At 64.9% G+C, this 19,406-nt stretch carries 16 protein-coding genes; 9 read left to right on the top strand and 7 right to left on the bottom strand.

The features are described from left to right. Positions 1-164 precede the first annotated feature (164 nt). Positions 165-866, bottom strand: coding sequence for an SDR family NAD(P)-dependent oxidoreductase (locus ACVMB1_RS36845; RefSeq protein ID WP_076832562.1), 702 nt, complete (start codon positions 864-866; stop codon positions 165-167). A gap of 71 nt (positions 867-937) precedes the next feature. Here ACVMB1_RS36845 and ACVMB1_RS36850 point away from each other — a divergent pair, with 71 nt between their 5' ends. Together ACVMB1_RS36850 and ACVMB1_RS36855 are read left to right on the top strand one after the other, a co-directional pair. Next, a complete protein-coding gene (locus ACVMB1_RS36850) occupies positions 938-2,719 on the top strand; it encodes an acyl-CoA dehydrogenase family protein (RefSeq protein ID WP_456849944.1) in 1,782 nt (593 codons plus the stop codon). Between the two features lie 53 nt (positions 2,720-2,772). Continuing rightward, positions 2,773-3,861, top strand: a complete 1,089-nt coding sequence (locus ACVMB1_RS36855) for a Zn-dependent alcohol dehydrogenase (protein WP_018269116.1) — start codon at positions 2,773-2,775, stop codon at positions 3,859-3,861. Between the two features lie 139 nt (positions 3,862-4,000). On the opposite strand, the gene ACVMB1_RS36860 is transcribed toward ACVMB1_RS36855, so the two are convergent. The 4 genes from ACVMB1_RS36860 to ACVMB1_RS36875 all read right to left on the bottom strand — a co-directional run bounded on the left by ACVMB1_RS36860 (position 4,001) and on the right by ACVMB1_RS36875 (position 8,509). Beyond that, a complete protein-coding gene (locus tag ACVMB1_RS36860; RefSeq protein WP_057020071.1) occupies positions 4,001-4,354 on the bottom strand; it encodes a nuclear transport factor 2 family protein in 354 nt (117 codons plus the stop codon). Between the two features lie 123 nt (positions 4,355-4,477). Continuing rightward, positions 4,478-5,950 carry an amidase gene (locus tag ACVMB1_RS36865; RefSeq protein WP_076832557.1) on the bottom strand — a complete coding sequence of 491 codons (1,473 nt, stop codon included), beginning with the start codon at positions 5,948-5,950 and terminating at the stop codon, positions 4,478-4,480. A gap of 254 nt (positions 5,951-6,204) precedes the next feature. Next, positions 6,205-7,176, bottom strand: a complete 972-nt coding sequence (gene mbfA, locus ACVMB1_RS36870) for an iron exporter MbfA (RefSeq protein ID WP_057016287.1) — start codon at positions 7,174-7,176, stop codon at positions 6,205-6,207. Between the two features lie 178 nt (positions 7,177-7,354). Beyond that, on the bottom strand, positions 7,355-8,509 hold the full coding sequence (locus ACVMB1_RS36875) for an alpha/beta hydrolase (protein WP_076832554.1): 1,155 nt from the start codon (positions 8,507-8,509) through the stop codon (positions 7,355-7,357). A gap of 102 nt (positions 8,510-8,611) precedes the next feature. Between ACVMB1_RS36875 and ACVMB1_RS36880 the strand changes: the two genes are divergently transcribed. Continuing rightward, complete coding sequence (locus tag ACVMB1_RS36880; protein ID WP_076832552.1) at positions 8,612-9,118, top strand: hypothetical protein; 507 nt, start codon at positions 8,612-8,614, stop codon at positions 9,116-9,118. Positions 9,119-9,336: 218 nt separating this feature from the next. On the opposite strand, the gene ACVMB1_RS36885 is transcribed toward ACVMB1_RS36880, so the two are convergent. Both ACVMB1_RS36885 and ACVMB1_RS36890 read right to left on the bottom strand, forming a co-directional pair. Beyond that, on the bottom strand, positions 9,337-10,881 hold the full coding sequence (locus tag ACVMB1_RS36885) for an acyl-CoA synthetase (RefSeq protein WP_057016284.1): 1,545 nt from the start codon (positions 10,879-10,881) through the stop codon (positions 9,337-9,339). A gap of 180 nt (positions 10,882-11,061) precedes the next feature. After that, on the bottom strand, positions 11,062-12,234 hold the full coding sequence (locus tag ACVMB1_RS36890) for an acetyl-CoA C-acetyltransferase (RefSeq protein ID WP_057016283.1): 1,173 nt from the start codon (positions 12,232-12,234) through the stop codon (positions 11,062-11,064). A gap of 111 nt (positions 12,235-12,345) precedes the next feature. Here ACVMB1_RS36890 and ACVMB1_RS36895 point away from each other — a divergent pair, with 111 nt between their 5' ends. The 6 genes from ACVMB1_RS36895 to ACVMB1_RS36920 all read left to right on the top strand — a co-directional run bounded on the left by ACVMB1_RS36895 (position 12,346) and on the right by ACVMB1_RS36920 (position 19,400). Continuing rightward, positions 12,346-13,074, top strand: coding sequence for a TetR family transcriptional regulator (locus tag ACVMB1_RS36895; RefSeq protein ID WP_076832549.1), 729 nt, complete (start codon positions 12,346-12,348; stop codon positions 13,072-13,074). 46 nt (positions 13,075-13,120) lie between these two features. Further along, the gene (locus tag ACVMB1_RS36900) at positions 13,121-13,879 is read left to right on the top strand and encodes an SDR family NAD(P)-dependent oxidoreductase (RefSeq protein ID WP_016847447.1); all 759 of its coding nucleotides are present in this window, start codon (positions 13,121-13,123) and stop codon (positions 13,877-13,879) included. Between the two features lie 180 nt (positions 13,880-14,059). Beyond that, positions 14,060-14,866 carry an enoyl-CoA hydratase/isomerase family protein gene (locus tag ACVMB1_RS36905; RefSeq protein WP_076832872.1) on the top strand — a complete coding sequence of 269 codons (807 nt, stop codon included), beginning with the start codon at positions 14,060-14,062 and terminating at the stop codon, positions 14,864-14,866. Between the two features lie 41 nt (positions 14,867-14,907). Then, positions 14,908-16,776, top strand: coding sequence for an AMP-binding protein (locus ACVMB1_RS36910; protein WP_141342522.1), 1,869 nt, complete (start codon positions 14,908-14,910; stop codon positions 16,774-16,776). A gap of 131 nt (positions 16,777-16,907) precedes the next feature. Continuing rightward, the gene (locus ACVMB1_RS36915; RefSeq protein ID WP_076832544.1) at positions 16,908-18,035 is read left to right on the top strand and encodes an acyl-CoA dehydrogenase family protein; all 1,128 of its coding nucleotides are present in this window, start codon (positions 16,908-16,910) and stop codon (positions 18,033-18,035) included. A gap of 117 nt (positions 18,036-18,152) precedes the next feature. After that, positions 18,153-19,400, top strand: a complete 1,248-nt coding sequence (locus ACVMB1_RS36920; protein ID WP_076832542.1) for an acyl-CoA dehydrogenase — start codon at positions 18,153-18,155, stop codon at positions 19,398-19,400. The last annotated feature ends 6 nt before the right edge of the window (positions 19,401-19,406 follow it).

Below are 19,406 nucleotides of genomic sequence, written 5' to 3' on the forward strand. Positions count from 1 at the left end.
CCGGGTCTGGTGCTAGCGCACCATCCCGGAATGACGGTGAAAGTTACTTCACGCGGTAAGCAAAAGGCGCCAAGCCTCGTGCGCACCGCCTCACAGCTTGCTCGCGATCTTGATCACGTTGGCGTTTGCGTTCAGCCTACGCCGCTTGCATGATCTCCGTCATCTCAAAACTTCTCAACCCAGGGCCGCAATTCCAGCTCCCAGGTCCAGGCGCTGCGCGGCTGCTGCAGCACGTTCCAGTAGCTCAATGCAATCGCGTCGGGATCGAGCATCGAGTCCGGCCGGTCGGCGGGCTCGGCGCGGGCAGCGCTGCGGATGCCACCGTCGATCACGAAATGCGCGACGTGAATACCCTGCGGCGACAGTTCGCGCGCCATGCTCTGCGCGAGGCCGCGCAAGGCGAACTTGCCCATCGCGAACGGCGCCGATTGCGCATAGCCCTTCACGCTGGCGGAGGCGCCGGTGAACAGGATTGCGCCCTTCTTGTTGGGCAGCATGCGCTTCGCCGCCTCCTGCGCCACCAGGAATCCGCCGAACGCCGAGACCGCGATCGCCTGTTCGACCTCTGAAGGGACCAGTTCGACGAAGGGCCCGCGCGAGCGGCCGGAGGCGTTGTAGACCACGAGATCAGGCGTTCCGATCTCGCGCTCGACCAGACCAAAAAGACGTTCGACATCCTCGGCCTTGGTGGCGTCGCAGGCATAGGCCCGCGCGCCTGTTTCGGTGCAGAGCGCGCCGAGCTTCTCGATGCTGCGGGCGCCGAGTGCCACACGAATTCCCTCCCGCGAAAATAGCCGCGTCAGCGAGGCGCTGAGGCCCTCGCCGGCGCCGACGATCAGGGCGATCTTGTATTTTGGAATATCCATTGGGCTTTCCTTTGCTCGGCCGGAGGAGGATAGTCGTGCCCAAACAAATGAGCACCGAAGCCGGGAATTCAATGCAGCCGCACAAGCAGGATCCGAAAACGTCAGCCGCCAGCCAGCCGGGCCTGCTGGCGCCCGACACGACGGGAATGAATTTCTACCGGGCCGATCCGGCGCTGACCGACCTTCTGAAGCTGCATTTGCCCGATGCATTGTTCCGCCATATCGAGTCGCATCTCGACCGCCTCGGTGGATTGGCCGGAGGCTATCTCGACGAATGCGCGCGGCTTGCCGACCGGCATACGCCGGTGTTGCACCAGCGCGACAAGTTCGGCCGCGACGTGCAGCACATCGAATATCATCCGGCCTATCGCGAGATCGAGAAGGCCGCGTTCGGCGAGTTCGGCATTCACGCGCTGTCGCTCCGCAAGGGCATCATGGGCTGGCCCGACAAGTATCCTGTCGTCGCCAAGCACGCCTTCACCTTCCTGTTCAACCAGACCGAATTCGGCATGGGCTGCCCGATCAACGTCACCGACGGGTGCGCCAAGCTGCTGGCAAATTTCGGCAGCGAGGCATTGAAGGCGAAATATCTCGACGGCCTGACCCAGACCGACATGAGCAAGCTGACGCAGGGCGGCCAGTTCATGACCGAGAAGGAGGGCGGCTCCGATGTCGGCACGCTGACCACGCGCGCCGTGCAGGAGGGCGACCACTGGCGGCTCTATGGCGAGAAGTGGTTCTGCTCCAACGCCGATGCCAAGGTGGTGATGCTGCTGGCGCGGCCGGAAGGCGCCGGGCCGGGCACCCGCGGCGTCGGCCTGTTCCTGATGCCGCGTTTCCTCGACGACGGTTCGCAGAACCATTACCGGATCGTGCGGTTGAAGGACAAGCTCGGCACCCGCTCGATGGCCTCGGGCGAGATCAAGTTCGACGGCGCGATCGCCTACGCCGTCGGCAAGCTCGACCGCGGCTTCGTGCAGATGGCCGAGATGGTGAACTCGTCGCGGCTCTCCAACGGCGTGAAGTCGACCGCGCTGATGCGCCGCGCCTGGCACGACGCGATCACCGTGGCGAAGGGCCGCGTGGTGTTCGGCCAGCGCATCATCGACCTGCCGCTGGCGCGGCGGCAGCTGATGAAGATCATGCTGCCGACCGAGCAGGCGCTGTCGATGAGCTTTTTGACCGCTGACGCGCTCGACCGCGCCGAGGCAGGCAGTCAGGACGCCGCGGCGCTGCTTCGCATCCTGACGCCGACGCTGAAATTCCGCGCCACTCGCGACGCCCGAAAGGTCTGCGGCGATGCGATGGAGATGCGCGGCGGCATCGGCTACATCGAGGAATTCGTCACGCCGCGGCTGCTGCGCGACGCGCATCTCGGCTCGATCTGGGAGGGCACCGGCAATATCGTCGCGATCGATGCGCTGAAGCGTGCGGTCGGCCGCCATGGCGCCGACAATGCGCTCGCCGCCGATCTGCATGCGCGGCTCGATGATAGCGCGAATGTTCCGCAAGCCTGGCGCAACCGGCTGCGCGATCTTAGCGACCGTGCGGTCGCGTTTGCGCGCGAGGTGGCGAACCGCATCGACAATGAGGGCGATGCGCGCCGCGCCACCAGCCTGCTCTATCATGTCGCAAGCGCGGTCGCGCTGGCGTGGGAGGGCGGGCGCATCCACCAGATGCGCGGCGATGCGCGTCGGCTGTTGCTGTCGCGGATGGTGATCGACCACCGCGTGCTGCCGGGCGATCCGTTCCGGCTAACGGAAAATACCGTTCAGCGCAGGATGACCGAGCACCTGCTCGGCGATCGCGCGGTCGGCATGGCCGAGGTTGGCGAATTGCTTGACGCAGCGTAGGCTGCTGCGCGAGCGAACTTTTCAAACAATCAAAAACGTCAAGGGAGACCCCGATGAAGGCCGCCGTCCTGCATGAAGTCAATCAGCCGCTGGTGATCGAGGACGTCAGCGTGCCCAATCCGGGGCCGCGCGAGGTCCTGATCCGCACCGCGGTCGCGGGCCTCTGCCATTCCGATCTGCACTTCATGGAAGGCCTCTATCCGCATCCGCTGCCGGCGGTGCTCGGCCATGAATCGGCCGGCGTGGTCGAGAAGGTCGGCTCCGACGTCAATTACGTGAAGCCCGGCGATCACGTCGTCACCTGCCTGTCGGTGTTCTGCGGCACCTGCGACAACTGCACCACCGGCCGCACCGTGCTGTGCACCGACACCACGGTGAAGATGCTGCCCGGCGCCTCCAACCGCCTGTCATGGGGCAGGAAGGAGAAGCTCAACCAGTTCCTCAATCTGTCGTCGTTCGCCGAGCAGATGCTGGTGCACGAGAACGCCATCGTGAAGATCAAGAAGGAGATGCCGCTCGATCTCGCCGCGCTGATCGGCTGCGGCGTCATCACCGGTTATGGCGCGGTGGTGAACACCGCGAAGGTGACCGCCGGCGAGACGGTGGCTGTGATCGGTTGCGGCGGCGTCGGCATGGCCGCGATCAACGGTGCGCAGATCGCCGGCGCCGGCCGCATCATCGCGATCGATACCAATCCGGCCAAGTTGCAGCTTGCGACCAAGCTCGGCGCCACCGATATCGTCGATCCGGCCCGCGGCGACGTGGTCCAGCAGGTGCGCGAGCTCACCGGCGGCGGCGTGCAGCACTCCTTCGAGGTGCTCGGCCGCAAGGACACCGCCGAGCAGGCCTTCGCCATGCTGGCGGCGGGCGGCACCGCGACCATCGTCGGCATGATCCCGTTCGGCCAGAAGATCGAGCTGCACGGCTTCGACTTCCTGCGCGAGCGCCGCATCCAGGGCTCGTCGATGGGCTCCAACCACTTCCGCGTCGACATGCCGCGCCTCGTCGACTTCTACATGCGCGGCAAGCTGCATCTGGAAGACTGGATCTCGGCCAAGCTGAAGCTCTCCGAGATCAACGAGGGCTTTGCCAACATGAAAGCCGGCAAGACGCTGCGCAGCGTGATCATGTTTGATAGCTGAGCGTGTGTCGTCCCGGCGTAGGCCAGGGACCCATACGCCGCGGCCTCGCTTTGGGCACGTGGGTGGACGACTTTCTTTACTCACCACAAGCTGCGGTGGTTATGGGTCCCGGCCTGCGCCGGGACGACACCTGAATCGCTCACCGCGCGACATGCGCGGATACCGCGCGCCATTTTCCGTTCTGCCGCGCCCAGCAATCGGTATAGCGGCCGTGCGCCGGCTCACCGTCCGCGTTGGTGTAGCTGGTCTGGGCGTGGATGATGGCGAAATCGCCGAGGATGCGGATTTTGACGTCCTCGGCCTTCAGGCCCTTGATCTTCACCGGGATCGCGGTCTGCTTCAGGAAGGCAGCGCGGTCGACCAGGCTCTTGTCGGGATTGGTGCAGTAGAAGTCCTGCGCCAGAATTTCGTCGAAGCGCTTGACGTCGCAGTTCTGAACGGAGTCAACGTAGTCCTTGTTGAGCTTTGTCAGCTCCTCGAGATCGTTGCTCATTGGCCTTCTCCCTGGTTTTGTTGTCCGTCATTGCGAGCGCAGCGAAGCAATCCATCTCGCCGCTCGTTGAGATATGGATTGCTTCGTCGCTTCGCTCCTCGCAATGACGGTTTTTTCCAGCACCTAATCATCGAACATCTTCGGCGGCACGAAGCCGCCGAATTCGTGCTCGATCAGCTCGGCGAGCTTGAGCGGCGTGCGGTCCTCGAGCCATGGGCCGACGATCTGCACGCCGACCGGCAATCCGTCGGGCGCAAAGCCGGTCGGGATCGCAGTCGAAGGCAGGCCGGGCAGGGTCGCGATGCCGGGCCAGGCGAGCTGGTCGGTGTAGATGTAGGGCTCGCCGTCGATCAATATCCGCCGCTGCTCCTGGTCGGGCTCATGATCGTGCGGATAGGCCGGCGTCGGCATGATCGGGCAGATCACCGCGTCGAACGATTTGAACAGCTCGCGCCATTGCGCGCGCAGCCGCGAGCGGGCGACTGTCGCCTGTACCCAGTCGCGGTGGCTGAGCGCGATGCCGCGCAGCCGTTCGGCCTGCAGGCTGTTGTCGCCGGCGGGCAGCGCGGCCGCTGCCGCGCAGGCGCCGGCATAGACCTCCGGCGGGAAGGTCGCGGCGAGGAACGACAGCAACATCCGCATATAGAGCCGCGAGGACGCCGCGAAATCCGGCAGCAGCGGGCTCGACCGCGATATCTTGGCGCCGGCCTTGTCGAGGTGGCTCGCGAGCTTGTCGATGCTGCCGCGAACCGCCTTGTCGGTCGGCAACACCGAATCGGTGTCGATCACGAGGATCCGGAAATCCTTCAGGCTGGCGTGGCGCGCCGCCGGCAGGTCGAGGCGATAGGCCTTGCCGGCATCGAGCGGATCGGGAGCGGCCATCACGTCGAGCAGCAGCGACAGGTCGGCCGCGCCGCGCGCCATCGGGCCGGTTACCGCAAGGTCGCGCTCATAGATGATGGGCGGTGCCGGCGGCGCGGTGTGGCCGCGCGACGGCAGCAGCGCGAAGGTCGGCTTGTGCGCATAGACGCCGCAATGAAACGCCGGCACGCGCAGCGAGCCGCCGATGTCCGAGCCGAGCGACAGCGCGCCATAGCCCGCGGCGAGCGCCGCCGACGATCCGCCGGAGGAGCCGCCCGGCGTGCGGCCGAGGTCGTAGGGATTGTTGGTGGTGCCGTAGATCTCGTTGTAGCTCTGCCAGTCGGCGAGCCCGACCGGCACGTTGGTCTTGCCGAGGATGACGCCGCCGGCGTCCTTCACGCGCTGAATCGACAGCGCGTCCTCGGTCGGGACAAAATCCTTTTGCGGCAGGAAGCCCCAGGTCGTCGGCAAGCCGGCGACGTTGAAGGATTCCTTCACCGTCATGGGGATGCCGAGCAGCGGCCTGTGCTCGCCGCGCGCGATCGCGGCATCCGCAGCGCGCGCAGCGGCGAGGCCGCGCTCGAAGTCGCGCACGCAGACCGCGTTGACCTTGCCGTCGTGGCGCTCGATGCGGCCGATCGCGTCCTGTGCGAGCTCAACTGCCGAGACCTGCTTGTTGCGCAGCGCCTTCGACAATTCGACGGCGGTCTTGAAGCTGTATTGCGATTTGGCCACGGCGTGCTCCCGGTTTGTTGTTGGCGCGATGATGGGCAGTTTGGCTGCCGCCCGCAAGCGCTGTAGCCGTGACGTTGTCGCCGTGTTTGATCGGAATTGCTCTGCTCTACCTCGCCCCGCTTGCGGGGAGAGGTCGCCGCGCGCTTGCGCGGCGGGTGAGGGGGTACAGGTACGTCGACTTGCGTCACGTGTGGATATGGCCCCTCACCCCAACCCTCCCCGTAAGAACGGGGAGAGGGAGAATCGAACCGTTGCTACGCCGCGCCGATCAGGATGCCGACCGCGAGCACGATCGCGCCGCCGAGCACGATCTGGAATACCGCCTGCAGGAACGGCGTGTCCATGTAGCGCGCGCGGATGAAGGCGATCGCCCACAATTCGAAGAACACCACGATCCCGGCGATCGCGGTCGCGATCCAGAATGCGTTCGGCCAGGCATCGGGCACCAGATAGGGAATGGTGTGGCCGAGCCCGCCGAGCGTCGTCATCAAGCCGCAGGTCAGGCCGCGCAGCCAGGGCGAGCCGCGGCCGGTCAGCGAGCCGTCGTCGGACAGCGCCTCGGCAAAGCCCATGCTGATGCCGGCGCCGATCGAGGCGGCAAGCCCGACCAGGAAGGTTTGCCAGTTGTGATGCGTTGCGAAGGCGGCGGCGAACAGCGGCGCCAGGGTCGAGACCGAGCCGTCCATCAATCCGGCGAGACCCGGCTGCACATATTGCAGCACGAACATCCGCCGCCGCGTGCGGTCTTCCTCGGCGCGCACGTCCGGCTTGAGGATCTCGCCGGTCAGCTTCACCGCGAGCTTCTCGTGGCCCTTCTCCTCCTCGGCGAGATCGCCGAGCAGCCGCCGCACGCCGACATCCTCGGCCTTCTCGGCGGCTTTGGCATAGAAGCGCTCGGCTTCCAACTCCATGGTCTCGACTTCCTTGCGGATGGTGTCGAGCGGCAGGTTCTTGGTGAGCCAGATCGGGCGGCGGCGCAGGAAGCCTTTGACGTCCTCGCGCCGGATCGGCGGCAGATGCGCCCCGAAGCGCTGCTCGTAGGTTTCCAGCAGTCGGTGGCGATGGCCGCGCTCCTCCTCGGCCATCTCCTCGAAAATCTTGGCGGTATCGGGATAGCGCCCGGCGAGATCCTCCGCGAACGTCATGTAGATGCGGCTGTCCTCCTCCTCGGAGGCGATCGCGACCGCCAGCACCTCGCGCTCGGTCAGATCGGCAAAGTTCTTCACGGCAACGCCTTGTTCACAGAGTTTAAAATTAGAATAGTTCTAAACTATAGGGTTGCACCGGTGCCGGGTCAAATCCGGATCGGCCCGGATTCGCTGTTGCAGCACCGGCAAGCCGCGCGGGTTGAGCGAAGAAAACGCCTGAGATCAACGGGATGCGACGCGACGGCCGAACGGGAATCTAGCGCTGTGCGCCGGCGTCTCGCAGGAATGTGAGCAGCAGCCGGCTCACCTCATCGGGCTGCTCCTGCTGCACCCAGTGGCCGGCACCGTCGACCAGATGACAGCCGATCATGTTGGTGCAGGCTTTCGTCTGCATCGCCTCGAACACGCCAGGCCGCTGATAGGTGCCCCAATCCTGTTTGCCCGAAATGAAGGCCGACGGCTGGTCGATCGTGCGGCCGCTCCAGGTCTGTAGCTCCGGGACGAACGCCCCCGAGGTGCCGCAGCGATACCATTGCAGCCCGCCCTGGAATCCGGTCCGCTGATATTCGGCGCTGTAATATGCGAGCTCGCTATCCGGCAGCCACGTGTTGGCGGCGATCGCCTCGCGCGACGGCATCTCCTCGGCGACGGTGGCGGCCATGTCCTTGGCGAAATCCATCACGTAATAGGTCGGCAGTTTTGCCAGTTCGCCTGCCGACCAGGATTGCAGCGGATACGGCTTGTTGTCTTTCCAGTCCGCGCTTTTGTGGTGGTAATAGGCACGCAGGAAGTCGTGCACGCCCTGCGGCGCGCGATGCATGTCGTCACTGGCCGGGCGCGTCGAATAGTACCATTGGTAGTGCTTGCGCGGCCGCGGCAGCGCGGCGAGCTCGCGATGCACGGGGTCGTCGGTCGCTGGCTTTGTCGGCGCGCTCGCGGTGTTGAACGGCAGCGACGGCGGCCCCGAAAACGGCGCGCTCATCATCACCACCGCGCGGAACACGTCGGGCCGGATCAGTGCGCACCACGCCGCAACCGACGAGCCGAAATCGTGCCCGATCACCGCATCGACGTGCTTGTAGCCGAACGCAGCGACCAGCCCGAGCGCATCGCGCACCAGATTGGGCAGGCGGAATGACGCAAGATCGCCGTCATACTCCGCACTCCACCCTGATGTGCGGCCATAGCCGCGCTGGTCCGGCGCGATCACATGATAGCCGGCGGCGGCGAGCTTCGGCATCACCTTGCGCCAGGAGAACGCCAGCTCCGGAAAGCCGTGCAGCAGCAACAGGCAGGGCCGGCCGGATGTTTCGAAGCCCGCTTCCAGCACATGCATGCGCAGGCCGTTGATCCCGTCGACATAACGCGAGCGGATGGTGGAGGGCAGCGGGATGTCGGGGAGGGCTGGCATCGGAGATCACCTGTTTGGCATCGCCGCACAACCAGCGCATTTCGCTGTATGCTGGCGGCCATTGTTTCACGATAGCAACTTTGCCCAGGGGATGCATACCGCATGCGCCACGCCGGGATTGCAGAGCTGACCGGCTCGATGTCGCGCCTCGGTCTGACGGTCGTGGCCGCAAGCTTGATGCTGGCATCGGCCGTGCGTGCCGCCGACATCAAGCAACTGACCGAAAGACTGCCGCACGCCTATATCGGCGAATTCCTGTGGGACGGTGACACGACGGTGCAGCACCTCGTCATCACCTTCGACAAGGTGCAAGCGCTGAACGAGCAGAACGCGGAAGCGCGCGGCTGCGGGTCATACGAGGTCGGCGGTCACGTAACCAAGATCGGCGTGCAGATGTTCATCCGGCTGTCCGATCTCGAGGTCGAGCTGTTTGAGCGGTCGCCCGACGACAGTGGATCGTTCGAGACCGAGGGCAGCCACCGCGGCAAGCTGTCGGAGGATTTTCAGCAGATCGATGCGCAGTGGACCACCACGGCAAATGGCAAGCACGGCCAACTGCATCTGCGCGCCGCGGCGTCTGCCGCGTGCGAACCGGCGGCGGAGTTGTAGGTCGGCGGGGTGCGCGCAAGCGGCGTCCCGCGTGCGCTCTTCATCCTCCCCCGGACCGTTTGCACTATTTCGGAATATTGGAAATCTATCTCTGAGTTGCCCGACGTGTCAAGCTGCCTTGTCGAACGCGGGCAGCCGCCAGCTCCTTTGCATGGGGTTGTTTTCGATATTTTGGCCGCGGCGCGACGACGGCCCCTCCGGGGAGCGGCGAACCGCGGTCACGGCCTGGCAGGCACCTTCGGCCAATAGCGGTCGCGCAGATGGCGCTTCACCAGTTTGCCGGTCGGCGTGCGCGGCAGCTCTTGCTCGAAGTCGATGCTCTTGGGGCATTTGATCGGCGACAAGTGCTGCCGGCAGAACGCGATCAGCTCGGCCTCGAGCTCCTTGCCGGCCCTGGTGATGTCGTGCGGCTGCACCACGGCCTTGACCTCTTCGCCCATCTCCTCGTTCGGCACGCCGAACACCGCGACGTCGGACACCGCCGGATGCGTGATCAGGACGTCCTCGGTCTCCTGCGGATAGATGTTCACGCCGCCGGAGATGATCATGTAGCTCTTGCGGTCGGTCAGATAGAGGAAGCCCTCTTCGTCGAGGTAGCCGACATCGCCGAGCGTCGACCAGCCCTTGGTGTTGTAGGCCTTCTTCGTCTTCTCCGGATCGTTGTGATAGGAGAACGCCGGCGCGTCGGCGAAAAAGACCTGACCGATCTGGCCGGTCGGCGCTTCCTCGTCGTTCTCGTCGAGGATCTTGACCTTGCCGACCACCGCGCGGCCGACCGTGCCGCGGTGGGTCAGCCATTGCTGCGAGGTCGAGACCGTGACGCCATTGCCTTCGGAGCCGGCGTAATACTCGATCAGGATCGGTCCCCACCATTCGATCATCTTGGCCTTGACGTCGACCGGGCAGGGCGCCGCGGCATGGATCGCGCCTTTCAGCGACGAGACCTTGTAGCGTGTGCGCACTTCGTCGGGCAGCTTCAGCATGCGCACGAACATGGTCGGCACCAGCTGCGACTGCGTCACCTTGTGCTTCTCGACCTGCTTCAGAAATTCCTCGGCGTCGAAATGCTCCATGATGACGGAGGTGCCTCCGAGCACGGTGGCCATCATGTTGAAGCGCAGCGGGGCCGCGTGATAGAGCGGCGCCGGCGACAGATAGATGCTGTCGGCATTCATGCCGCACATGTCGGCGGTGAGAATGCGCAGGAACGGGTTCGGCACGTCGATCCGGTTGCCCTCGAACTGCTTCTTGATGCCCTTGGGTCGGCCGGTGGTGCCGGAGGAATACAGCATGTCGTAGCCGGCGACCTCGTCGGCAACCGGCGTGGTCGGCTGCGCGCCGGCTTCCTTGTCGTAGGAGCGGAAGCCCGGCGAGGGCTCGTCCATCATGTAGAACAGCGGCTCGCCCGCTTCGCCCTTGATCAGGCCCTTCACCTTGTCGGCGCACTGCGGGGTGGTGATGAACACCTTCGCGCCGCAGTCCTTGATGATGTAGGCGATCTCTTCTTCCGTCAGATAGCGGCTGATCGCCGTGTAATAGAGACCCGAGCGCTGCGCTGCCCAGCAGATCTCCATGAATGCGAGCCGGTTTTCCATCAGCAGCGCGATGTGGTCACCGGCCTTCAGGCCGAGCGAGCGGAACAGATGCGCGCCCTGGTTCGAAAGCTCGTCGAGCTCGCGATAGGTGATGGCCTTGCCGGACGCCGCCATCTGATAGGCGATCTTGTTCGGATGGGTGCGCGCGTGGATCGACGGATGGGTCATTGTGTTTCCTCGGAGCATCAATAGTGGTCGTCCCCGCGAACGCGGGGACCCATAACCACCAATTTTTCTTGTTGGACTGAGTTGTGGCCCCAGCCGCGCCTAACCACAAACGGCTGTGGTTATGGGTCCCGGCCTACGCCGGGACGACATCATTGTTGTGGCCGCTGATGCGGACTTTTCTTACAGCCGCTCGACAATCGTCACATTGGCCATGCCGCCGCCTTCGCACATGGTCTGCAGGCCGTAGCGCTTGTTGCGCTGCTTGAGGGCATGCAGCAGCGTCGTCATCAGCTTGGTGCCGCTGCCGCCGAGCGGATGGCCGAGCGCGATCGCGCCGCCGTTGACGTTGAGCCGGGCCGGATCGGCGCCGGTGGTCTTCAGCCAAGCGGTCGGCACCGAGGCGAAGGCCTCGTTGACCTCGAAGAGATCAATGTCGTCAATCTTCATGCCGGCCTTCTGCAGCGCGCGCTGGGTTGCCGGCAGCGGCGCTTCCAGCATGATCACGGGGTCGCCGCCCATCATGGTGAGGTGATGGATGCGCGCCATCGGCTTGACGCCGAGCGCCTTCAGGCCCTTCTCGTTGACGACCATGACGCCGGAGGCGCCGTCGCAGATCTGGCTGGCGCTCGCCGCGGTGAGCTTGCCGTTCTCGGCGATCAGCTTGACGCCCTTGATGCCGTCGAGGCTGGCGTCGAAGCGGATGCCTTCGTCGATGTGATGGGTGTCGGTCGAGCCGTCGGCGCGGGTGATCTTGACCGGCACGATCTCGTCCTTGAAGTGGCCGGCTTGCGTGGCCGCGATCGCGCGCTGATGGCTGTTATAGGAGTATTCGTCGAGCTCGTCCTTCGACAGGCCGTACTTCTCGGCCATCATCTCCGCGCCGGTGAACTGGCTGAACACGATGTTGGGATACTTCGCCTCGATGCCCGGGCTCTTGTAGTGGCCGAAGCCGTTCTTGGCGGGCAGCGAGGAGGCGAGGCCCATCGGCACGCGGGTCATCGATTCCACGCCGGCGGCGATCACGCAGTCCATCGTGCCAGACATCACCGCCTGCGCCGCGAAGTGCAGCGCCTGCTGCGAGGAACCGCACTGGCGGTCGATCGAGGTCGCCGGCACGCTCTCCGGCAGCTTCGAGGCCATGACAGCGTTGCGCGCGATGTTGGTGGACTGCTCGCCGGTCTGCATCACGCAGCCCATGATCACGTCCTCGACCTGCGCGGGGTCGGCGCCGGTGCGCTCGACCAGCGCATCGAGCACGGTCGCGGCCAGATCGGCCGGATGCCAGCCGGCGAGGCGTCCTCCCTTGCGGCCGCCCGCGGTGCGAGCGGCGGCGACGATATATGCCTCGGCCATGTCTGATCTCCCTGATGTTTCCGGATTGGGCGGTCTGAAAGTTGGGCCGGATTTAAGGGGTGGCTCAGCATTTAGTCAATCAATCAATTAACTCTTGAGTGCGGCCCCGCCATGGGCTTATGTGCGGCCTCGATTTACCGTCGACCCCTGACACAGAGCGGGACCAGAGCGCAGTTGAATACCAGCGTACCGACGAAACTTCCGGCCGGCAAAAATGCCACCGCCGACAAGCTTTTGGTTGCGGCCAGTGAGCTGATGATCGAGCGCGCCTCGATCGAGGTGTCGTTGTCCGACATCGCGCAGAAGTCGGGCGTCAACGCCGCGCTGGTGAAATATCATTTCGGCAACAAGGACGGGTTGTTGCTGGCGCTGCTGGCGCGCGACGCCGCCACCGAGATATCGCAACTCGAATATCTCATCAGCCAACCGATCACGCCGTCCGCAAAATTGCGGCTGCATATCGGCGGCATCATCCGCGCCTATCACCAGTTCCCCTATATGAACCGGCTGATCCATTATCTCCTGCACGAGAGCTCGCCTGCCGCTGCGAACGAGGTGTCGAAATTCTTCGTCGCGCCGCTTTTGGATTTTCACCGCCGGCTGCTCGCAGAAGGCATCAAGGCCGGTGAATTCCGCAAGATCGATCCGGTGCTGTTCTACACCAGCCTGATCGGCGCCTGCGATCATCTGTTCTTCGGCCGCCACGCGATGTCGCGCGCGGTCGGCGTCGGTCCGGTCACCGACGAGGTCTGCCGCGATTACATCAAGCACATGGAAGCCTTGATCTTCGGCGGCGTGCTCAATCCCGATAAGGAAACGGCAGCAGTCGCCGCCGGATAACAAGGTTCGAGTCTAGAGAAGAAACGCCCAAGGAAAGGTTGTATCCATGCAGTTGAAAGACGTTGCCGTTCTCATCACCGGCGGTGGCTCCGGCCTTGGTGCCGCAACCGCGCGCGCCATGGCCGCCAAGGGCGCCAAGATCGGCGTGATCGACCAGAACAAGGAAAACGCTGAGAAAGTCGCCGCCGAGGTGAAGGGCGTCGCGCTGCATGCCGACGTCACCGACGAGGACGCGATCAAGGCTGCGATCGCCAAGGCCGAGGCCGCGCACGGCATCGCGCGCGTGCTGATGAACTGCGCCGGCATCGGCGGCTCGCAGCGCATCGTCGGCAAGGACGGCGTCTATCCGCTGGCGAAGTTCGTCCGCATCATCAACGTCAATTTGATCGGCACCTTCAACGTGCTGCGCCTGTTCGCCGAGCGGCTGGCGACCGAAGCCCCGATCGGCGAGGAGCGCGGCGTCGCGATCAACACCGCATCGGTCGCGGCCTATGAAGGCCAGATCGGCCAGATCGCCTATTCCGCCTCGAAGGGCGGCGTCGTCGGCCTCACGCTGCCGGCCGCGCGCGACCTCGCCAGCCTGAAGATCCGCGTCAACACCATCGCGCCCGGCCTGTTCCTGACGCCGCTGCTGATGGGTCTCAATGAGGAAGCGCGCAAGAGCCTCGGCGCCCAGGTGCCGCATCCGGCCCGCCTCGGCGATGCCTCGGAATACGGCAATCTCGCGGTCCACATCGTCGAGAACCCGATGCTCAACGGCGAAACCATCCGCCTCGACGGCGCCATCCGCATGGCGCCGCGCTAACGGCGAATTCCGCTGTCGTCCCGGCCTTGCGCGCAATTGCGCGCTGGAGCCGGGACCCATACTCCGCGGCGTCTGTAACAGGCAAGCTGGCAGACACCGCGCAAAACAACAAAAGCCTGTGGTTATGGGTCCCGGCTCGCGCTTCGCTTGGCCGGGACGACGGTCGGGAGGACCATGCGCGTGTCTCAGCCGCTGCTGATCGAACATCACGACGGGGTCGATTGGGTCACGCTCAATCGTCCCGAGAGCCTCAACGCACTCGACCCTTCGCTGATCGACGCGCTCAACGTCTATTTCCAGGGCCTGCAGCGCAATCGCGACACCCGCGTCGTGGTGCTGAAGGGCGCCGGTGCGAATTTCTGCGCCGGGCTCGATCTCAAGCACGCGATGGCGCGCCGTGGTGGACAGACCGAGCCGCCCGGCGTCACGGAGTCGCTGGACTCGCAGCGGCGCATCGCCGACATCGTGATGCTGATGCGGCGCGCTCCGCAGCCGATCATCGCGCTGGTGCAGGGCGCGGCCGCCGGCGGCGGCTTCGCGCTGGCGCTTGCCGCCGACATCCGCATCGCGGCGAAGAACGCGCGGATGAATTGCGCCTTCATCAAGCTCGGTCTCGGCGGCTGCGATATCGGCACCAGCTATTTCCTGCCGCGCCTCGTCGGCGTGTCGGTTGCTTCCGAATTGATCCTCACCGGGCGCTTCATCCATGCCGACCGCGCGCTTGCGGTCGGCCTGGTGTCCGAGGTGGTCGAGGCCACCGATCTTGATGCGGCGGCCAATCCTTATGTCGAGGCAATGATGACGGCCTCGCCGGTCGGTCTCCGCCTCTCGAAGGAATGCATCAACATGAGCGTCGATGCCGGCTCGATCGAGGCCGTGATCGCGATGGAAGATCGCAACCAGGTGCTGTGCAGCCGCTCGGAAGATTTCCAGGAAGGCATCAGGGCCTTTCTCGAGAAACGAAAGCCTGTCTATATCAGGCGCTGAGAACAGATCCTCAAAAGGACAAGAATTCCGGGAGACGCAAAATGGATGGAGACGCGGCGATGCTGACGAAACCTGCCTTTCGCAAGGTGGATTGGCTCGCACGTGACATCGCGGTCGAGCGGCGCGGTGACGGCACCGTCGTCCTGAAGTCGCGGATTCCGCTCCAGGCCTACGAGACGCATATTCCGGCCTATCTCGCCAAATGGGCGGCGCAGGCGCCGGAGCGGATCTGGCTCGCGCAACGCGGTGGTCCCGACCGCCAATGGCGCAAGGTCTCCTATGGCGAAGCCAAGCGCACCGTCGATGCGCTGACGCAAGGCCTGCTCGATCTCGGCGTCGGCGACGGCCGGCCCGTCGCGATCCTGTCAGGCAATTCGATCGAGCACGCGCTGATGACGCAGGCCGCGATGCAGGCGCGGCTGCCGGCCGCGCCGGTGTCGCCGGCCTATTCGCTGATGAGCCAGGATCATCTCAAGCTTAAATACCTGTTCAACCTGATCAAGCCGGCCGTCGTGATGGTGCAGGACGGCCCGACCTTCGAGAAGGCGCTGAAGGCGATCGATCTCACCGGCATCACGGTCGTCCACGTCCTGCGTCCCTGCGAGGGCATCAGGAGCGCGGCCTTTGCCGACCTCGCGGCAACGCCGGTGACGGCTGCGGTCGGCGAGTCCATCGCGAAGATCACGCCCAGGACCGTCGGCAAGCTGCTGTTCACCTCGGGCTCGACCGGCATGCCCAAGGCCGTCATCAACACCCAGGAGATGATGTGTGCCAACGCGGCGATGATGATGCAGGTGCGCCCGCGTGAAACGGAGGGACCGATCGCGACGGTGCTCGACTGGATGCCGTGGAATCACACCATGGGCGGCAACGCCGCGTTCAATCCGGTGCTGGTCGATGGCGGCACGCTCTATATCGACGACGGCCGGCCGATGCCGGGCCAGCTCGAGGAGACCATCAGGAACCTGCGCGAGGTGTCGCCGACCTATTACGCCAACGTGCCGGCCGGCTATGCGGCGCTCGCCGCCGCGATGGAGAAGGACGAGGCGCTGTGCGCGAGCTTCTTCAAGAACCTCTCGATCATGGCCTATGGCGGCGCCCGGCTGCCCGACGATCTCTATGACCGCATGCAGGCGCTGGCGGTGAAGACCACGGGCGAGCGCATCGTGTTCTACACCGGTTGGGGCTCGACCGAGACCGCGCCGACCTCGACCGGCACCTATTGGGACACCGAGCGCGTCGGCCTGATCGGCCTGCCGTTCCCTGGCGTCGAGCTGAAGATGGTGCCGTGCGGCTCGAAATATGAATTGCGGCTGCGCGGCGTCAACGTCACGCCAGGCTATTTCGGCCAGCCGGACCTCACGGCCAAGATGTTCGACGAGGAGGGCTTCTACTGCATCGGCGACGCCGGCGTGTTCGTGAACCCCGAAGACCCGCTGCAGGGCATCATCTTTGCCGGCCGGGTGGTCGAGGATTTCAAGCTGACCACCGGCACGTTCGTGCATGTCGGCTCGTTGCGCACCGATGCGATATCAGCCGCGACGCCGGTCGTGCATGACGCGCTGGTTGCGGGGCAGGACCGTGAGTTCATCGGCCTGCTGTGCTGGCCGAACCTGCACGCCTGCCGCCAGCTCGTCGGCAATGCCGATGCCAGCTACGAGGACGTGATCCGGCATCCCGAAGTGCTTGCCTGCCTGAAGAAGGGTTTGCAGGCGCACAATGCGTCCACCACCGGCAGCAGCATGCGTATCGCGCGTGCGATGCTGATGGTCGAGCCGCCGTCGATCGACGGCAACGAGCTCACCGACAAGGGCTACATCAACCAACGCGCCGGCCTCGAACGCCGCGCCGCACTGGTCGAGAAGCTGTATGCCGGCAATCCCGGCGACGACGTGATCATCTTGAACTGATCCTACGAAAGCAAACGCGTCATTTCGGGGCGCGCGAAGCGTGAACCCGGAATCCAGAGGTTCCTTACGTCGAGATTCCGGGTTCGATGCTGCGCATCGCCCCGGAATGACAGCAAGAAAAGGTAAGCGCCATGAATTTCGATTTCTCCGACGAACAGAAGCAGATGCGCGACGAGGCGCGGAAATTCCTCAGCGAACAGTGCCCGCCGAAAGCCGTGCGCGAGGTGCTCGACGGCAAGGCGCCTTACGACAAGGCGCTGTGGAAGGGCCTCGCCGAGATGGGCTTCCTTGGCGTTGCGATCCCGGAACAGTTCGGCGGTGCGGGCGCCGGCCATCTCGAGCTCTGCGTGATCGCGGAGGAAATGGGCCGCGCGCTGGCGCCGGTGCCGTTTTCCTCCACCGTCTATCTCGCCGCCGAAGCGATCCTGATCGCAGGCAGCGACGCGCAGAAGCAGAAGTGGCTGCCGAAGATCGCCGCGGGCGAAGCCATCGGCACGCTGGCGCTGTTCGAAGGCAAGGGCAACCCGTCGCCGAAAGCGATCAAGCTCACGGCCAATGGCGGCGTGCTCAACGGCGTCAAGAAGCCGGTGCCGGATGGCGCGATCGCCGATTTCGCCGTTGTCGCCGCGCGCACCGGCTCGAGCGGACGCGAGTCCGATATTTCCCTGTTCATCGTCGATCTCAAGGCCGGCGGCGTCGAGGTCAAGTCGCTCACCAACATCGACCTGACCCGCGGCCAGGCCGAATTCACCTTCAAGGATGCGAAGGCCGAGCCGCTCGGCGCTACCGGCGAGGGCTGGAGCGTCATCTCCCAGGTGCTGGATCGCGCGGCCGTGTTGACGGCATTCGAGCAGGTCGGCGGCGCCGACCGCGCGCTGGAGATGGGCCGCGACTATGCGCTTGATCGTATTGCCTTTGGCCGTCCGATCGGCTCGTTCCAGGCGGTCAAGCACATGCTGGCCGACATGTATGTGTCGGCGACGCTGGCGCGCTCAAATTGCTACTACGGCGCTTGGGCGCTCTCGACCAATGCCGGCGAATTGCCGGAAGCCGCCGCCGCCGCGCGCATCAGCGCGACGCAGGCGTTCCAGCACTGCGCCAAAAACAACATCCAGGTTCATGGCGGCATGGGCTTCACCTGGGAGTTCGACTGCCACATGTACTACCGCCGCGCCAATGCGGTGGCGCTCGGTCTCGGCAGCCTGTCCTATTGGGAAGACGCGCTGATCGACCGCATGCGCAAGAAGAACGCGGCGTAACGATACGATTCGTCATTCCGGGGCGCGCGTAGCGCGAACCCGGAATCCAGAGGTTGGGAATCGAGATTCCGGGTTCGATGCTGCGCATCGCCCCGGAATGACGGAAAGAAAGCCACCATGAATTTCGATGACACCCCGCAGGAGGCCGCATTCCGCGCCGAGGCGAAAGCCTGGATCGCGGCCAATGCACCGAAGCAACATGAGGACGAGCTGCGCAAGGCCTCGCTCGGCCGTGTTGCGCTCAAGGGCGCCAACATTCTCGAGGTCGCGAAGGCCTGGCAGAAGAAGAAGGCCGATGCCGGCTGGGCCTGCCTGCACTGGCCGAAGGAGTATGGCGGCCGCGGCTCGTCGCCGATCGAGCGCGTGATCTGGCAGCAGGAGGAGGGCCCGTTCGGCCGCCTTAGCTCGATGTTCATCATCGGCCACGGCATGTGCGGCCCGACCATGATGGCGTTCGCCGGCGAGGAGCAGAAGCGCAAATATCTGCCGCCGCTTGCCTCCGGCGAGAAGATCTGGTGCCAACTGTTCTCCGAGCCGGCCGGCGGCTCCGACGTCGCCGGCCTGCGCACCCGCGCCGAGAAGCATGGCGACGAGTGGGTGATCAACGGCCAGAAGATCTGGACCTCGGGCGCGCATTATTCCGACTACGGCATCTTGCTCACCCGCACCGACCCGACCGTGCCCAAGCACAAGGGCCTCACCATGTTCTTCCTGGACATGAAGAGCCCGGGCGTCGAGGTCAGGCCGATCAAGCAGGCGAGCGGCGCCTCCGACTTCAACGAGGTCTATTTCACCGACGTGCGCATTCCGGACTCGCAGCGGCTCGGCAATGTCAATGACGGCTGGAACGTGTCGCTGACCACGCTGATGAACGAGCGGATGTCGATCGGCGCCGGTGTCGCCACCGGCTTTCCCGAGCTGTTCGACTTCTGCAACAGCCTGATGCTGGAGGACGGCCCCGCGATCGAGAACCGCGCGGTGCGCTCCAAGCTCGCCAACTGGGCCGTGAAGGCGAGCGGGCTGAAATACACCAGCATGCGCGCGATCTCGGCGCTGTCGAAGGGCGAGCGTCCGGGACCGGAGAATTCGATCGGCAAGCTGGTCGCCGGCTCGATGATTCAGGACGTCGCGACCTATGCGCTCGATCTGCAGGGCGCGGCCGGCGCGCTGAACGGGATTGAGGATGCCGAGGTCGCCGGCAAATTCCAGGCGATGCTGCTGCGCGCGCCGGGCACCCGCGTCGAGGGTGGCACCGACGAGATCATGCGCAACATCATCGCCGAACGCGTGCTGGGCCTGCCCGGCGACATCAGGGTCGACAAGGACGTCCCCTTCAACAAGATCCCGACCAAGGGAAGAGCTTAACCGTCG

The sequence above is a fragment of the Bradyrhizobium sp. USDA 4504 genome (genome assembly GCF_054063995.1).

Coding starts and splice junctions, on each gene's coding strand:
- ACVMB1_RS36845 (WP_076832562.1), bottom strand. CDS start 866: ATGGATATTCCAAAATACAAGATCGCCCTGATCGTCGGCGCCGGCGAG.
- ACVMB1_RS36850 (WP_456849944.1), top strand. CDS start 938: ATGCAGCCGCACAAGCAGGATCCGAAAACGTCAGCCGCCAGCCAGCCG.
- ACVMB1_RS36855 (WP_018269116.1), top strand. CDS start 2,773: ATGAAGGCCGCCGTCCTGCATGAAGTCAATCAGCCGCTGGTGATCGAG.
- ACVMB1_RS36860 (WP_057020071.1), bottom strand. CDS start 4,354: ATGAGCAACGATCTCGAGGAGCTGACAAAGCTCAACAAGGACTACGTT.
- ACVMB1_RS36875 (WP_076832554.1), bottom strand. CDS start 8,509: ATGCCAGCCCTCCCCGACATCCCGCTGCCCTCCACCATCCGCTCGCGT.
- ACVMB1_RS36880 (WP_076832552.1), top strand. CDS start 8,612: ATGCGCCACGCCGGGATTGCAGAGCTGACCGGCTCGATGTCGCGCCTC.
- ACVMB1_RS36885 (WP_057016284.1), bottom strand. CDS start 10,881: ATGACCCATCCGTCGATCCACGCGCGCACCCATCCGAACAAGATCGCC.
- ACVMB1_RS36890 (WP_057016283.1), bottom strand. CDS start 12,234: ATGGCCGAGGCATATATCGTCGCCGCCGCTCGCACCGCGGGCGGCCGC.
- ACVMB1_RS36895 (WP_076832549.1), top strand. CDS start 12,346: ATGGGCTTATGTGCGGCCTCGATTTACCGTCGACCCCTGACACAGAGC.
- ACVMB1_RS36900 (WP_016847447.1), top strand. CDS start 13,121: ATGCAGTTGAAAGACGTTGCCGTTCTCATCACCGGCGGTGGCTCCGGC.
- ACVMB1_RS36910 (WP_141342522.1), top strand. CDS start 14,908: ATGGATGGAGACGCGGCGATGCTGACGAAACCTGCCTTTCGCAAGGTG.
- ACVMB1_RS36915 (WP_076832544.1), top strand. CDS start 16,908: ATGAATTTCGATTTCTCCGACGAACAGAAGCAGATGCGCGACGAGGCG.
- ACVMB1_RS36920 (WP_076832542.1), top strand. CDS start 18,153: ATGAATTTCGATGACACCCCGCAGGAGGCCGCATTCCGCGCCGAGGCG.